Here is a 14949-nt window from a genome sequence, read left to right as displayed (position 1 = left end):
CTATCCGGAGGGAGGCACCATGGCATTCAACCGTCGTTCCAAAAACGTCACCCAGGGCGTTGCGCGCAGCCCGAACCGTTCGATGTATTACGCGATGGGCTATGAAAAGTCCGACTTCGACAATCCCATGATCGGCATTGCGAACGGCCATTCCACCATTACCCCCTGTAATTCCGGCCTGCAGAAGCTCGCCGATATCGCGATCCAGGCTGTCAGGGACGCCGGCGCGAATCCGCAGGTATTCGGCACCCCGACGATCTCCGACGGCATGTCCATGGGCACCGAGGGCATGAAGTATTCGCTGATCTCGCGCGAAGTCATCGCGGACTGTATCGAGACCTGCGTGCAGGGCCAATGGATGGACGGTTGCGTCGTTATCGGCGGTTGCGACAAGAACATGCCCGGCGGCATGATCGGCATGCTGCGCACCAATGTGCCGAGCATCTATGTGTATGGCGGCACCATCAAGCCGGGCAAGTGGAAGGGCAAGGATCTGACCATCGTGTCGGCCTTTGAAGCCGTCGGCGAATTTACCGCTGGCCGCATGTCGCAGGAAGATTTCGATGGCATCGAAAAGAATGCCTGCCCGTCCTCGGGTTCCTGCGGCGGCATGTACACCGCCAATACCATGTCTTCGTCCTTCGAAGCGCTCGGCATGTCGCTGCTGTATTCGTCGACGATGGCCAACCCCGATGATGAAAAGGTCGGCTCGGCCGCCGAATCGGCGCGGGTGCTGGTCGAAGCGGTCAAGCGTGATCTGAAGCCACGCGACATCGTGACCCGCGAGGCGATTGAGAATGCCGTCGCGGTGATCATGGCCACTGGCGGCTCGACCAACGCCGTGCTTCACTACATGGCAATCGCGTATGCAGCCGGCGTGGAATGGACGCTCGATGACTTCGAACGCATGCGCAAGCGGGTGCCGGTGATTTGCGATCTGAAACCCTCGGGCAAATACGTGGCTACCGACTTGCATCGCGCCGGCGGCATTCCGCAGGTGATGAAGATTCTCCTGAACGCCGGCCTGATGCATGGCAACTGCATCACCATTACCGGCCGCACCCTGGCCGAGGAACTGGCCGATGTGCCCGATGTGCCGCGTGCTGATCAGGACGTGATTCGTACCATCGACCGCGCGCTGTATGACGAAGGTCACCTTGCAATCCTGAAGGGCAATCTCGCCACCGAGGGCTGCGTGGCGAAGATCACCGGCCTGAAAAATCCGTCCATCACTGGTCCGGCGCGGGTCTTTGACGATGAATACTCGGCGATGGATGCGATCCTGGCCGACCGCATCAACGCTGGCGATGTGCTGGTGCTGCGCTACCTGGGACCGAAGGGTGGTCCGGGCATGCCGGAAATGCTGGCGCCAACGTCGGCGCTGATCGGCAAGGGCCTGGGCGAATCGGTTGGCCTGATCACCGATGGCCGCTTTTCCGGCGGCACCTGGGGCATGGTGGTTGGCCATGTGGCGCCGGAAGCCTTCGTCGGCGGCAATATCGCGCTGGTACAGGAAGGCGATTCGGTCACGATCGATGCTCACAAGCTGCTGATTCAGGTGAATGTGTCGGATGAAGAGCTGGAGCGTCGCCGCGCAACGTGGAAGCAGCCGGCGCCACGCTATACCCGCGGCGTGCTGGCCAAGTTCGCGGCGCTCGTGGCGCCGGCCAGTCGTGGCGCAGTCACGGGCTGATTGACGCATAGCCCATTTCCCTCGTGCCGGCGCGCGCCATGCGCCGAAATGCCGGGAAAGCGGGTCGACGGGAAAACGAAAAGCCGGGTTGCATTCCCGGCTTTTCGTTTGCTACTGGCTTGTTCGCGGTTGGCTTTTTCTACGGCGATTGATTTGCTGCTGCTTTACTTCCGTCGAAAGCTCGACTCCACCCGCTTCTTGCGCGCCTTGTCGAGTTCATCATGCGCGCGGCGCTTGTTCAGGCCGAGCATGCCTTCAATGTATTCGAACCAGACAAAAGCCAGCACGAACAGTCCGGCTATCCACCACCAGGACAGCGCGGCGAAAGGCCCGATTTCGAAAAAGCGCAGCGCTGACAGGGCAACGATCAGAATGATGAGCGGCATGGTGTCTCCTTTGCGAAAGGGATGATAGCAGCGGCGGCGGCACCGTCAAATGCAGCTGCGTCGTCTGCGATCAATACGGGTTCGTTCCTATGGATGTACTGTGGTAAGGTACGCGTCTTGATGTTTTTCTGCCCACACTTCTGGAGAACTGGAGAACCTGATGAAAGCATTGCTGTTGATGGGTATTGCTGGCGCATTGTTGTCGACTTCGGCGCTGGCTGCGGATGAATTGGAGCTGGCCAAGTCGAAGAATTGCATGGCTTGCCATGCGGTTGACAAGAAGGTCGTCGGCCCGGCCTACAAGGATGTCGCGGCGAAATACGCCGGCCAGAAGGATGCAGAGGACAAGCTGGTGCAGAAGGTGCAGAAGGGTGGCTCAGGCGTTTGGGGTCCGGTGCCGATGCCGCCGAATACGCAGGTCAACGACGCCGAGGCGCATCGTCTGGTGAAGTGGATCCTGTCGCAGAAGTAAGCAGCCGCAAGCAGGTATCGCGACAAGATGAGAAAGGCGCCCGAGGGCGCCTTTTGTTTTGGCGTGAGCGCTTTTGCAAGCGCTTCTGCGGCAGCGCTTACTTCACGTCGCCACCACCCTTGACCACTGCCATCTTCTCCTTCTGGCCACCCTTGAAGGTATAGAGCGTCAGCGTGCCTTCCTTCAGATCGCCCTTGGCGTCGAAGTTGATGTGGCCGGTGACGCCTTCACGGTCCATCTTGGCAAGCACCGGCAGGTATTTCGCCGGCTCGGCCGAATTCGCTTTCTGCATCGCGTCGGCCATGGTCATTACCGCGTCATAGACGTAAGGCGCATACAGCACGACATCCACGCCAAAGCGCTTCTTGTAGCGCTCGCGGAACTGCTCCATGTCCTTTTCCTTCGCGCCGGTCACGCCGCCGGCTTCCGCGCAAACCACCTGATCGTCACGCAGGCCTTCGCCGGCAAGCGAGGGCAGAGCGCTGGTGCAGACGCCATCGCCGCCCATGAACTTGGCATTGATGCCGAGCTGCTTCATCTGCCGCAGCATCGGGCCGCCGACATTGTCCATGCCGCCGAAGAAGACGACGTCCGGGTTCTTCGACTTGATCGAGGTCAGGATCGCATTGAAGTCCGTGGCCTTGTCGGTGGTGTACTGCTGCGTGATCTGCACGCCGGGCAAGCTCTTCTTCGCGCCCTTGATGAATTCGCGCGCCACGCCTTCGCCATACGCAGTGCGGTCGTCTATGACGGCAATGCGCTTCGCATTGAGCTTCTCGATGGCGTATTTGCCGAGCGTGCCGCCGAGCTGCGCATCATTGGCAACCACGCGGAACGCGGTCTTGAAACCTTGCTGGGTGTATTGCGGATTGGTGGCTGACGGCGAAATCTGTCCGATGCCGGCCTGGTTGTAGACACGCGAGGCGGGAATGGTCGTGCCCGAATTGAGGTGGCCGATCACGCCATTGACCTTGGCGTCGACCAGCTTTTGCGCCACCAGGTTGCCTTGCTTCGGATCGGCGGCGTCGTCTTCGTTCAGCAGTTCGAACTTCACTTTCTTGCCGCCGATGGTGACGCCTTTCGCATTCAAGTCTTCAACGGCGAGAATTGCGCCGTTGGCGTTGTCGCGGCCGTAATGCGCTTGTCCGCCGGACATCGGGGCAACCTGGCCCAGCCTCACCACTAGGTCCTCCGCATGAACGCCCGCTGCGGCAAGCGCAAGCGCGACAGCGATGGAAATCGATAAGGGCTTGCGTTGCATCATGTCCTCCTGGGAATTGAATTAGGATCGGTTTGCCGCGATACGAATCCGGCTCGCTTGGCGCGGCACATTATGCCGTTTTTTCCCTTTTTTTCACATTTTCGTGGACGTGTTCATGACGAGATTCCGACAGCTCGACAAGGTAGACCGCAAGCTGCTGAACCTGCTGCAGAAGAACAATCGCATGTCCACCAGCGAACTGGCAGCGAAGGTGCATGTGTCCCAGCCAACCTGCCTGCGTCGCATACGTGAGCTGCATGAGGCCGGCATCATCGGCAGCGATGTCGCGCTGATTGATCCGTTCGCGCTTGGCTACGGCATGATGGCCTTTCTCGAAGTGTCGCTGAACAACCAGTCCGATGAGCAGATGAAGGAATTCGAGGCGCGCATGAATGGCGAAGCCGAGGTGATGCAATGCTATTTCGTCTCGGGTGACTTCGATTATTTCCTCGTGGTCCATGTGCTGGACATGGATGCGTATTACCAGTTCGTGCGCCGCGTGATTTCCGGCTCGGGCAATGTGCGGCATTTCCAATCGCGCTTTCCGATGAAGCGGGCGAAGTTCACCACGCGCATCACTTTCGATGAGAAGGCCGAGACAGTGACAGTGAAGGCGGCGAAGGGCGAGCGCCGGTGAAGCGCAGGCAGTACGAATGTGCGGGCGATGAACAGGGCACGCGAGGGGGTTACCAAGGCCGCGCATCAAGGGCGGGATCTCCGCCGTGACGGCCGCGACCGTTTCTTCTACCCACGCTCATCTCCGGAGGCAAGCATGTCAACACCCACCTCAACCGCCATTCCGGGGTCACCCCGGCCCAGGGCTGACACCGAAAACGCGCAAGGGACATCGCCGCAGAAACCGTCTCGGCCCGCTAGCCCGGCGCCGCGTTCACCGCAGATCGATGCGACATGGCATCGAGCTACGCCTTCGCCGCCGGGCTCTCCCAGGAACCTCCCAATACCGCGCCAGTCAGTCTCGATCAGTCTGGGCTCCCGCGACAAGCCGCTGACCGATGCAAGGCCAGCGGACGATTTGAAGCGCAATCCGCAGATGAAGCGTCTGGCGCAGGACCTGCCGGAGCAGCGCGCGCCGAAGCGGGCTCGAACGGCGAGCCCACCAAGCTCACCACGTCGCGCATCGCCGAGCCCTGCGCCGGCACGGGGCGTGCCGCAAGCAAATGAAACGGCTGCGCCATCCATTCCGGCATTGACGCTGGCGAAGGCACAGCTCCAGCGCGATTGCAAGCAGGCCAGCCAATTGGGCGTGAATCTCCAGGAGATCGCTACGCTGGCCAATAACATGCAGTTCCGCGTACGGGATGTTGAGGACAGGGTCCGTATTGCCACCGAAGATCTGGATAACATGATCTGCTGCCTGGGCGATCCGGATAAGCATCAGAAGGTCGAAGGATATCGTGATGCAGTGATGGCCAATATCGCGCACCTGCAAAAGATGTTCAGCAATGCGCCGTCCAGCATCCAGCGTCACGAGCACTATGCGCACACCGTGTCGCTGGCTTCCGAGATGGACAGGTTCATCTCTGAATTGCAGCCTGACCAACCGTTGGTCAAGGCAAGCCTGGTCGATAGCCCAAGACGCGATGAACGTGATTCGCCGCGCGGCGGAGACGACAGAGCAGGCGTGACGCGAAAACCGCTGCGCGTAGTGATGGATCCGCAAAAGAGTACGGCTGAAGAGAAAGATCGGGCGGACAGTTAGCGGCGTTGCTTCGACGCGCAGTGCAGTTCGTGTACATCCCGACATTGCTTGCGCCTTCGACCATGCGAAGGCGCAAGCCTGCCGTTTCAAGCGTTTGCAGTGCGCGCCGGCGCCGGCCGGCCGCCGCGCGGCGCGGGCAAGCCGGTGAACGCGAAATCCACTTCCGGAATACGGCCGGAAACGATGTCGGCAATCGCGCGTCCCGAGCCGCAACCCATGGTCCAGCCCAGCGTGCCGTGGCCGGTGTTCACATAGAGGTTGGCAATCCTTGTGCGGCCCACATACGGCACATTGGAAGGCGTCAATGGACGCAGACCGGTCCAGTAGCGTGGATGCGCATAGTCGCAGGCACCTGGGAACAACTCGCTGATGCGCCGCGTGATCGCTTCGCAGCGGGTATTGTTCAGCTCGCGGCTGTAGCCATTCAGCTCGCAGGTGCCGGCCACACGCAGTCGGTCGCCCAGGCGTGATACCACAAGCTTGTAGCCATCGTCGGTCAGCGACACCGTCGGCGCCGCGTCCGGGTTGGTTACCTGGTAGGTCGCCGAATACCCCTTGCCTGGATAGATCATCAGCTCGATGCCAAGCGGCTTGGCCAGCACTGTGCTGAAACTGCCCATCGCCAGCACATAGGCGTCGGCGTGCAGCGTCTGATGCACGCCGTGCGCATCGATGATTTCTACGCCAGTGATGCGCGCGCCATCGTGCAAGAGGCGGGTAACCGTGGTGTCAAAACGGAAGTCGACGCCGGCTTGCGTCGCCCGTTGCGCCAGTCCGGTGGTGAACTTGTACACATCGCCCGATTCATCGGTAGGTGTGAAGTCGCCGCCAACGATGCGCGCACGTACCGATTTCAACGCCGGTTCGATGCGCACCACTTCGTCGGCATCGATCGATGTTCGCGGACAGCCGAACTCACGCATGAGCTTCGCCGCATGCAGCGACTGCTCGAACTCCTTTTGATCGGTGTAGAAGTGCAGGATACCGCGCGTTAGGTGGTCATAGGCGATGCCGGTTTCCTCGCGCACCGCGCCCAGCGTTTGCCGGCTGTATTCGGCCAGCGCGACGATCTGGCGGATGTTGTAGTCGGTGCGCGCCGCGGTGCATTCGCGCAGGAAATGCAGACCCCATTTCCATTGCAGCCATTCCGCGCGCGGGCGAAACAGCAGCGGCGCATCTTCGCGTCCCAGCCATTTCAGGATCTTCATTGGCGCGGTCGGGTTGGCCCAGGGTTCGGCATGGGATACCGATATCTGGCAGCCATTGGCGAAGCTCGTTTCCTGCGCCGCGCCGGGTTGGCGCTCGATTACCGTGACTTCATGGCCGGACTTGTGCAAGAACCAGGCGGATGCGGTGCCGATGATGCCGGCTCCCAGAACAATGACCTTCATGCGACTTCCCCGACGATGTTTGCAATGGGTGAATTGTAGGTATTTCCATTTTTCGCAGGTAAAAGTCTTGATGGCTGCGCTTTGCGTTTTCCAACATAAAAGCGCTTCAAGCTTTTGAAAAGCAAAATTTACGGAGATATATTTATTTTTTCAAAGACTGCAGTCGGGAGATTTCCTGCGCTACTGCGCGCGACACCACGTCGTCCAGCGTCTTGTGCAGGTTGTGTCGCAATGCTGCCGCCAGATCGTCAACCGCATCCTGCAGCATGTTGCTGATGCCGGTGCGTATGCGCTCCTCGAGCATGGCATCGGTGCGCGCAAGCAGCTGGCCAAGTATGCGTTCGCGGATGCGTCGCTCCATGCGCGCCCATTCCTCCTCGGACAAGGCTGGCGCCTGTGGCGCTGCGGGAATCGGCGGCTCGACTGGGAGCGGTGAAGGCGTCGTGACCGGGGGCGGAGGGAATGCCAGCGTCGGCGAAGGCACTGGGGTCTCGGGCACTGGCGCCGTCACGGAAGCCGCCGGTTTCAACGGCAGCGGGTAGGCCGGTTCCAACTCTTCGGGCTGGCTGTGAGTGGCTCCGGCGTGCGTCGCGTCGCCGGGGAGCAGGCTGTCCGGCGCGGGCGGCCCGGTGAATTCGATGTCGCTGTCCTCGATGATCTCGGTCAGCAGCGGTATGCCGGACTCGCGCGGCGGTGTGCTCATGTCTGCTCCGCAATGAAATGGCTCAACGGATAACCGCGCTGCTGATATTGCCGGTAACGCTCACGGCCGGCCGCGACGTCATCCTCGGCGGCACCGATGATTTCAAACATGCGCTCGAAGCGGGCAAAATTTTCCGGCGCGCGGCGCGACAGGTTCACCAGGATCTGGTGATGCGGCAGCTCGACGGCGTCGTCATCGGTCAGGATCACCGGCGTCTTCGCGGCCAGCGCATCGCCAGCGCGCACATGCGGCAGGAAATCAAGCTCGGAAAAGGTCCACAACGCATCGTCCAGGCGCTTCAGGCCTTCGCTGTCCTCGGCCAGCATCACTACCTGCATGCCCTGCGAACGTGCCTTGCGCACCAGGCGGCAGGCATACAGCAGCTTGTCGGGCACATTGCTGTGAAAGTCGATGCGGGTCATGCCGGCGCCCTCAGAAGCGGAATCCCGGCGGCGCATTGCCGGCGGCGGGTTGCGGGGCCGAGGATTGCGCGCGCGGCGCAGCTGCCTCGGCCGCCGGTGCAGGTGTGGAAGAGGGCAATGGCTGTGTCGCACGCGGCGCTGCAGCGACCGGCGCGGGATTGCGCCAATTGCGCGGCAGCATGCTGGCCGCCGGATAGCCGGCCGACGTCAGCGCGCCATTCCATGCGCCTTCCTCGTAGCCCTGCTGCTTCGCGCGCCCGACGATGAGCAGCGGCAATTGCGCATCGCCGCCGACCGATTTCAATGCCGCCACATCCTCGTTGCTTGACACCGTTTTCTCGGTGTACGGCACGCCGCGCGCAACAAGCAGCGCGCGGCCCGAAGCGCAGGGCGCGCAGTTGGCGGCGGTGTACAGCGTGACCGGATTGTTCTTGACTGCCTGGGCCAGCGCATACGGCAGATCGGGTGCGGCGGCGCCGGAAGAAGGCTTCACGGGCAGTTCATTGGCGCCTTGCGCCGGCGGCGTATCGCTGTAGGTCACGCGACCGTCGGGACCGACCGACTTGTACATCTGCGCGCTCGCGCCGGTCGCGCACAGCGTCAGCAGCGTAAGAAGAAAAGCGCGCTTCATGCCGTCATCCCATTGTGGCGCAGCAGCGCATCGATCTCGGGATCGCGGCCGCGGAAGGCGCGGAAGGACTCCAGCGCCGGACGCGAGCCGCCGACCGACAGGATCTCGGACAGGAAGCGCAACCCGGCGTCGGCCAGCTTTTCCGCGTCGCCGGATTCGGCCGCTTCCTCGAACGCGCTGTAGGCATCGGCGGACAGCACCTCGGCCCACTTGTAGCTGTAATAGCCAGCCGCGTAGCCGCCGGCGAAGATATGGCCGAAGGAATTCTGGAAGCGGTTGAACGGCGGCGGCACCACCACGGCGAACTGGCGCCGCACCTCGTCCAGCACTTCCTGCGCGCTGCGGCTGCCGAGCGGATCGTGGTCGAAATGCAGATGCATGTCGAACAGCGCGAATTCAACCTGGCGCAGCGTCTGCAGCCCGGATTGGAAATTCTTCGCGGCGATCATCTTGTCGTACAGCGCGCGCGGCAGCGGTTCGCCAGTTTCCGTATGCGCGGTCATGCCCTGCAGCACATCCCATTGCCAGCAGAAGTTTTCCATGAACTGCGAAGGCAGCTCGACCGCATCCCATTCCACGCCCGAAATGCCGGCCACGCCGAGTTCATCGACCTGGGTCAACATGTGATGCAGGCCGTGACCGAATTCATGGAACAGGGTATTGACCTCGTCATGAGTGAACAGCGCATCGCGGCGCTGGCCATTGACGACGGCCGGTTCAGTGAAATTGCAGGTCAGATAGGCCACTGGGGTCTGCAGCCGTTCGCCGGCGATGCGGCGGCCGCGCGCATCGTCCATCCAGGCGCCGCCGCGCTTGCCGGTGCGTGCGTACAGGTCGAGGTAAAACTGGCCGACCAGCTGGCCTTCGCGTTCGATGCGGAAGAATTTCACATCCGGATGCCAGACCGGCCCCGCATCGGGAAGGATGTGCACCCCGAACAGCCGGTTGACCAGCGAGAACAGGCCGCCGACCACCTTCGATTCCGGAAAGTACTGCTTCACTTCCTGCTCGGAGAACGCATAGCGCTGCTGGCGCAGCTTTTCCGACGCATAGGGAATGTCCCAGGCTTCAAGCTGCTCCAGGCCCAGCGTGGTCTTCGCGAATTCGCGCACCTCGGCCAGATCCTTTTCGGCATGCGGCCGTGCCCGGCGTGCCAGGTCTTCGAGGAAGGCGATCACCTGCTGCGGCGTCTCGGCCATCTTCGGCACCAGCGAGACTTCGGCGAAGTTGCCGTAGCCGAGCAGCTTCGCTTCCTCGTCGCGCAGGCGCAGCATCTCGGCAATGATGTCGGTGTTGTCCCATTCCGTCTTGTCGCCAAGCTCGGAAGCTTTGGTCACATTGGCGCGATACAGCGCCTCGCGCAGCTTGCGGTTGTCGGCGTACTGCAGCACCGGATAGAACGAGGGGAAGTGCAGCGTAAAGCGCCAGCCTGGCTTGCCGGCCTTTTCCGCCGAGGCGCGAGCGGCCGCGCGCGCATCATCGGGCAGGCCGGCCAGTTCGGCTTCGTTCTCGACGATCAGCTCGAAGGCATTGGTCGCGTCCAGCACATTCTCGGAAAACTTCGTCGACAGCTCGGCCTGGCGTTCCTGAATGCGCGCGAAGCGTTCCTTCTTTTCCGCCGGCAGATCGGCGCCGCCAAGCCGGAAGTCGCGCAGCGCGTTCTCGACGATCTTCCTCCTGGCCGGCGACAGCAGCGCGAAACCCGCATCGGCCTTCAGCGCCTGGTACTTCGCAAACAACGCCTCGTTCTGCGCCAGCGAGGTCCAGAACTCGGTGACCTTGGGCTGGTTCTCGTTGTAGGCGGCGCGCAGATCCGGGCTGTCCATCACCGCATTCAGATGGCCGACGATGCCCCATGCCCGGCCCAGCTTTTCGGTGGCGCTTTCCAGCGGTTCGATGAATGCATTCCAGGTGACATGCTCCATCGGCGCTTCCAGGCGCGCGACGGTGTCTCGGCATTCGGCAAGCAGCGCATCGATGGCCGGCGTCACATGCTGCGGCGCGAAGGCATCAAAGCGCGGCAGATCGGAAAAGTCGAGCAGGGGATTATCGGCAAGGTTCATGGTCAGGTTCTCTCGGCGGCTTCTATGGTGTTGGTCATCAGCATCGCAATCGTCATGCGACCCACGCCTCCGGGCACCGGCGTGATCCAGCCGGCCACTTCCTTCGCATTGGCGAAGTCGACGTCGCCGCACAGCTTGCCGGCATCGTCGCGGTTCATGCCTACGTCGATGACGACGGCGCCCGGCTTGATCATGTCCGCGGTGACGATGTTGCGCTTGCCGGTGGCGACCACGAGGATGTCGGCATCACGGGTGTGGTGGCCGAGGTCGCGGGTTTTGGAGTTGCAGATGGTGACGGTGGCGCCGGCCTGCAAGAGCAGCATCGCCTGCGGCTTGCCGACGATGTTCGATGCGCCCACCACCACCGCATGCGCGCCGCGGATCGGGTACGCGATCGATTCCAGCATCTTCATCACGCCATAGGGCGTGCAGGGCCGAAACAGCGGCTGACCCGTCATCAGCAGGCCGGCATTGCTGATATGAAAGCCATCCACATCCTTTTCGGGCGCGATGGCTTCGATCACCTTGTGCGCATCGATGTGTTTCGGCAGCGGCAACTGCACCAGAATGCCGTGGATCTTCGGATCGGCGTTCAACGCGGCAATGCGCTCCAGCAGCTGCGCCTCCGACAGGTCCGCCGCGTATCTTTCCAGGACCGAGTGGATGCCGCTGTCTTCGCAAGCCTTGATCTTGTTGCGCACGTAGACGGCCGAAGCCGGGTCTTCACCAACCAGGATCACCGCCAGGCCGGGCTGGCGGCCCCGCGCGGTCAGGGCGGCGGCGCGGCGGGCGACGTCGGCGAGCAATTGTTGGGCGAGTTCGGTGCCGTTGATGATTTGAGCGGTCATGGTGGGAGAGAGGAAGGAAGTGCGGATGGAGCCGAATTATACGGCGTGACCGCCGGTCAACTCGCAGCGTTCGGGCCGGCGCATCACAGATTCGGAACCCGAGGGAAAGAGCCCAGCTTGCCAGGTTCGAATTCGATTTCCATGCCCTCATCCTGGCGCAGTGCATCGGCCAGCGAAAGACTCGCGTTCAACAGCTCCCGATAGGCATCCAGACTCAACATGACATGTGTCGGTATGCCGCAGCGTCCGATGAACAGTGGCCTCCATGATGTGCTTCTAGTGCCGCGGCAAGTGCGTCCCCGCTGGTCTGCCCATCGATCTCAAGCATGTCCATTGTCAATGTTCCTCCAGGTGAAAGTCGCAAGCTTATGTTGAACGGCGGACGCAACTCACGCTGCGCCGCAGCACAAATTCCATATTATGAAAATGAATACCATATTTTGAAAATGCGAATATCTGCTGTTAAAATCCGTGCGTTGCCAGTCAAGCATGCAGCAACCTGTAACAAAATCCCCGCCACCGCTGTCTAAACCGACCGATATTCACCCAGAGAGGAGACGCACGATGTCTGCCCAGATCGACCAGGTTCTGGCCCAAGCCGCCAACGACCCCGATGTCATCGAAACCCAGGAATGGCTCGACGCGCTCGAAGCCGTTATCCAAGCCGAAGGCCCGGAGCGCGCCCATTACCTGATGGAACGCATGGTCGACTTGGCCCGCCGCCGCGGCGCCCATATTCCGTTCTCCAGCAATACCGCTTACGTCAACACCATCCCCGCGCACCTCGGCGAGCATTGCCCCGGCAACCTCGAATATGAAGAGCGCCTGCGCTCCTGGATGCGCTGGAACGCCATGGCGATGGTGGTCAAGTCGAACCGTGCCGACGGCGACCTCGGCGGCCACATTTCCAGCTTCGCCTCGCTGGCCAACATGCTTGGCATCGGCTTCAACCATTTCTGGCACGCGCCCAGCGAAGGCCATGGCGGCGATCTGCTGTACATCCAGGGCCATTCGTCGCCCGGCGTCTATGCGCGCGCCTACCTCGAAGGCCGCCTGAGTGACGAGCAGATGCTCAATTTCCGTCGCGAAGTCGACGGCCGCGGCTTGTCTTCGTATCCGCATCCGAAGCTGATGCCGAACTTCTGGCAGTTCCCTACCGTATCGATGGGCCTGGGCCCGATCATGTCGATCTACCAGGCGCGCTTCCTGAAGTACCTGCATGCGCGCGGCATCGCCGATACCGCCAACCGCAAGGTCTGGGTGTTCTGCGGCGACGGTGAGATGGACGAGCCGGAATCGATGGGCGCCATCGGCCTGGCCGGCCGCGAGAAGCTCGACAACCTGATCATGATCGTCAACTGCAACCTGCAGCGCCTCGATGGCCCGGTGCGCGGCAACGGCAAGATCATCCAGGAACTCGAGTCCGATTTCCGCGGCGCCGGCTGGAATGTCATCAAGGTGATCTGGGGCGCGAACTGGGACGACCTGCTCGCGCGCGACCCGGAAGGCATCCTGCAGCGCGTGATGATGGAAACCGTCGACGGCGAGTACCAGAACTACAAGGCCAAGGATGGCGCCTATGTGCGCAAGCACTTCTTCGGCAAGCATCCGAAGCTCTTGGAGCTGGTCGCCAACATGAGCGACGACGACATCTGGCGCCTGACCCGTGGCGGCCATGATCCGCACAAGATCTATGCGGCCTACAAGCGCGCCGTCGAGCACAAGGGCCAGCCGACCGTGATCCTGGCAAAGACCGTCAAGGGCTATGGCATGGGCAAGTCCGGCGAGGCGCGCAATACCGCGCACCAGACCAAGAAGCTGGACGACCAGGCGATCCGCGAAATGCGCGACCGCTTCGGCATCCCGGTTTCCGATGAAGACCTGCCGAACGTGCCGTTCTTCAAGCCGGCCGACGATTCTCCGGAGATCCAGTATCTGCACGAGCGCCGCAAGGCCCTGGGCGGCTATCTGCCGCAGCGTCGCGAGAAGGCCGAGGAATCGCTGCCGGTGCCGGCGCTGGAAACCTTCAAGGCCGTGCTCGATCCGACCGCCGAAGGCCGCGAAATCTCCACCACCCAGGCCTATGTGCGCATGATGACCATCCTGCTGCGCGACGCCAACCTGGGCAAGCGCGTGGTGCCCATCCTGGTCGATGAAGCACGTACCTTCGGCATGGAAGGCCTGTTCCGCCAGATCGGCATCTACAACCCGATGGGCCAGTTGTACGAGCCGGTGGACAAGGACCAGGTCAGCTACTACCGCGAAGACAAGGCCGGCCAGATCCTGCAGGAAGGCATCAACGAGGGCGGCGCCATGTCCTCGTGGATCGCGGCAGCGACGTCCTATTCGTCGAACAACCGCATCATGGTGCCGTTCTACACCTTCTATTCCATGTTCGGCCTGCAGCGCGTAGGCGACCTGGCCTGGGCGGCGGGCGACATGCGGGCGCGCGGCTTCCTGATGGGCGGCACCGCGGGACGCACCACGCTCAACGGCGAAGGCCTGCAGCACGAGGACGGCCACAGCCAGATCCTGGCGCAGACCATCCCGAACTGCATTTCCTACGATCCGACCTTCGCGCACGAGATCGCGGTCATCATCCATGACGGCTTGAAGCGCATGGTCGAGCAGCAGGAGGATGTGTTCTATTACATCACCGTGATGAACGAGAACTATCCGCAGCCGGGCCTGAAGCAGGGCCAGGAAGAGGACATCCTGAAGGGCCTGTATCTGCTCAAGGAAGGCGGCAAGGAAGGCAAGCACCGCGTGCAATTGATGGGCTCGGGCACCATCCTGCGCGAAGTCATCGAAGCGGCCGATCTGCTGAAGAACGACTGGGGCATCGAAGCCGACCTGTGGTCCGCACCCTCGTTCAACCTGCTGGCACGCGATGGCGCCGACTGCGAACGCTGGAATCTGCTGCATCCGTCGGAGCCGGCGCGCGTGGCGCATATCACCAGGAGTCTGGCCGGCAGCACCGGCCCGATCGTGGTGTCGACCGACTACATGAAGCTGTTCGCCGAGCAATGCCGCGCCTACATCCCGAACGGCCGCAGCTACAAGGTCCTTGGCACCGACGGCTTCGGACGGTCCGACACCCGTGCCGCGCTGCGCGAGCACTTCGAGGTCAACCGCTATTTCGTCGTGATCTCTGCGCTCAAGGCGCTGGCCGATGAAGGCGCGCTGTCTTCCGGCGTGGTGACGCAGGCGATCGAGAAGTACGGCATCAATCCGAACAAGCCGAACCCGCGGACGGCTTAAACCCATCCATTCCTGACAGCTCCCGATGCGCCCGGGATGACGGCCGAGTTCGTCATCCCGGGCGTTTCACGGGCAGGGAATAACAAGAACGGAGCGAA

General features: G+C 62.0%; 15 protein-coding genes. 6 read left to right on the top strand and 9 right to left on the bottom strand.

Translation table 11 applies throughout. The features are described from left to right. Positions 1-19: 19 nt before the first annotated feature. Positions 20-1693: a dihydroxy-acid dehydratase gene (gene ilvD / locus JJB74_RS22640; RefSeq protein ID WP_200595712.1), complete on the top strand. Its 1674-nt coding sequence runs from the start codon at positions 20-22 to the stop codon at positions 1691-1693. Positions 1694-1857: 164 nt separating this feature from the next. Here ilvD and JJB74_RS22635 read toward each other — a convergent pair whose 3' ends face one another. After that, positions 1858-2079: a TIGR04438 family Trp-rich protein gene (locus tag JJB74_RS22635; RefSeq protein ID WP_200595710.1), complete on the bottom strand. Its 222-nt coding sequence runs from the start codon at positions 2077-2079 to the stop codon at positions 1858-1860. A 160-nt stretch (positions 2080-2239) separates the two neighbouring features. Here JJB74_RS22635 and JJB74_RS22630 point away from each other — a divergent pair, with 160 nt between their 5' ends. Continuing rightward, positions 2240-2551: a c-type cytochrome gene (locus JJB74_RS22630; RefSeq protein ID WP_200595708.1), complete on the top strand. Its 312-nt coding sequence runs from the start codon at positions 2240-2242 to the stop codon at positions 2549-2551. Between the two features lie 97 nt (positions 2552-2648). Here the strand turns inward: JJB74_RS22630 and JJB74_RS22625 are convergent, their stop codons facing one another. Next, positions 2649-3812, bottom strand: coding sequence for a branched-chain amino acid ABC transporter substrate-binding protein (locus JJB74_RS22625; RefSeq protein ID WP_200595936.1), 1164 nt, complete (start codon positions 3810-3812; stop codon positions 2649-2651). A 115-nt stretch (positions 3813-3927) separates the two neighbouring features. On the opposite strand from JJB74_RS22625, the gene JJB74_RS22620 reads away from it, so the two are divergent. Further along, positions 3928-4449, top strand: coding sequence for an Lrp/AsnC family transcriptional regulator (locus tag JJB74_RS22620; protein WP_200595707.1), 522 nt, complete (start codon positions 3928-3930; stop codon positions 4447-4449). A gap of 396 nt (positions 4450-4845) precedes the next feature. Next, entirely contained in the window at positions 4846-5532 is a 687-nt protein-coding gene (locus JJB74_RS22615) for a hypothetical protein (RefSeq protein ID WP_200595705.1), read from the top strand. Between the two features lie 86 nt (positions 5533-5618). On the opposite strand, the gene JJB74_RS22610 is transcribed toward JJB74_RS22615, so the two are convergent. The 7 genes from JJB74_RS22610 to JJB74_RS22580 all read right to left on the bottom strand — a co-directional run bounded on the left by JJB74_RS22610 (position 5619) and on the right by JJB74_RS22580 (position 11811). Beyond that, the gene (locus tag JJB74_RS22610; protein WP_200595703.1) at positions 5619-6923 is read right to left on the bottom strand and encodes a D-amino acid dehydrogenase; all 1305 of its coding nucleotides are present in this window, start codon (positions 6921-6923) and stop codon (positions 5619-5621) included. Positions 6924-7065: 142 nt separating this feature from the next. Beyond that, positions 7066-7626, bottom strand: a complete 561-nt coding sequence (locus JJB74_RS22605) for a hypothetical protein (protein ID WP_200595701.1) — start codon at positions 7624-7626, stop codon at positions 7066-7068. Then, entirely contained in the window at positions 7623-8048 is a 426-nt protein-coding gene (locus JJB74_RS22600; RefSeq protein WP_200595700.1) for a DNA polymerase III subunit chi, read from the bottom strand. The genes JJB74_RS22605 and JJB74_RS22600 overlap by 4 nt, the downstream gene beginning before the upstream one ends. Before the next feature lie 10 nt (positions 8049-8058). Next, positions 8059-8679 carry a glutaredoxin family protein gene (locus JJB74_RS22595; RefSeq protein WP_200595698.1) on the bottom strand — a complete coding sequence of 207 codons (621 nt, stop codon included), beginning with the start codon at positions 8677-8679 and terminating at the stop codon, positions 8059-8061. Next, complete coding sequence (locus JJB74_RS22590; RefSeq protein ID WP_200595696.1) at positions 8676-10742, bottom strand: M3 family metallopeptidase; 2067 nt, start codon at positions 10740-10742, stop codon at positions 8676-8678. Before JJB74_RS22590 ends, JJB74_RS22595 begins: the two co-directional genes overlap by 4 nt. A gap of 2 nt (positions 10743-10744) precedes the next feature. After that, positions 10745-11590: a bifunctional methylenetetrahydrofolate dehydrogenase/methenyltetrahydrofolate cyclohydrolase FolD gene (folD, locus tag JJB74_RS22585; RefSeq protein WP_200595694.1), complete on the bottom strand. Its 846-nt coding sequence runs from the start codon at positions 11588-11590 to the stop codon at positions 10745-10747. A gap of 83 nt (positions 11591-11673) precedes the next feature. Then, a complete protein-coding gene (locus tag JJB74_RS22580) occupies positions 11674-11811 on the bottom strand; it encodes a hypothetical protein (protein WP_200595692.1) in 138 nt (45 codons plus the stop codon). Positions 11812-11916: 105 nt separating this feature from the next. Here JJB74_RS22580 and JJB74_RS22575 point away from each other — a divergent pair, with 105 nt between their 5' ends. Both JJB74_RS22575 and aceE read left to right on the top strand, forming a co-directional pair. Next, on the top strand, positions 11917-12120 hold the full coding sequence (locus tag JJB74_RS22575; protein ID WP_200595691.1) for a hypothetical protein: 204 nt from the start codon (positions 11917-11919) through the stop codon (positions 12118-12120). A 34-nt stretch (positions 12121-12154) separates the two neighbouring features. Next, complete coding sequence (aceE, locus tag JJB74_RS22570; protein ID WP_200595689.1) at positions 12155-14851, top strand: pyruvate dehydrogenase (acetyl-transferring), homodimeric type; 2697 nt, start codon at positions 12155-12157, stop codon at positions 14849-14851. The last annotated feature ends 98 nt before the right edge of the window (positions 14852-14949 follow it).

It is taken from the genome of Noviherbaspirillum pedocola (genome assembly GCF_016632335.1).
Classification (GTDB): domain Bacteria; phylum Pseudomonadota; class Gammaproteobacteria; order Burkholderiales; family Burkholderiaceae_D; genus Noviherbaspirillum_A; species Noviherbaspirillum_A pedocola.
This window is presented reverse-complemented; position numbering and strand designations above follow the sequence as displayed.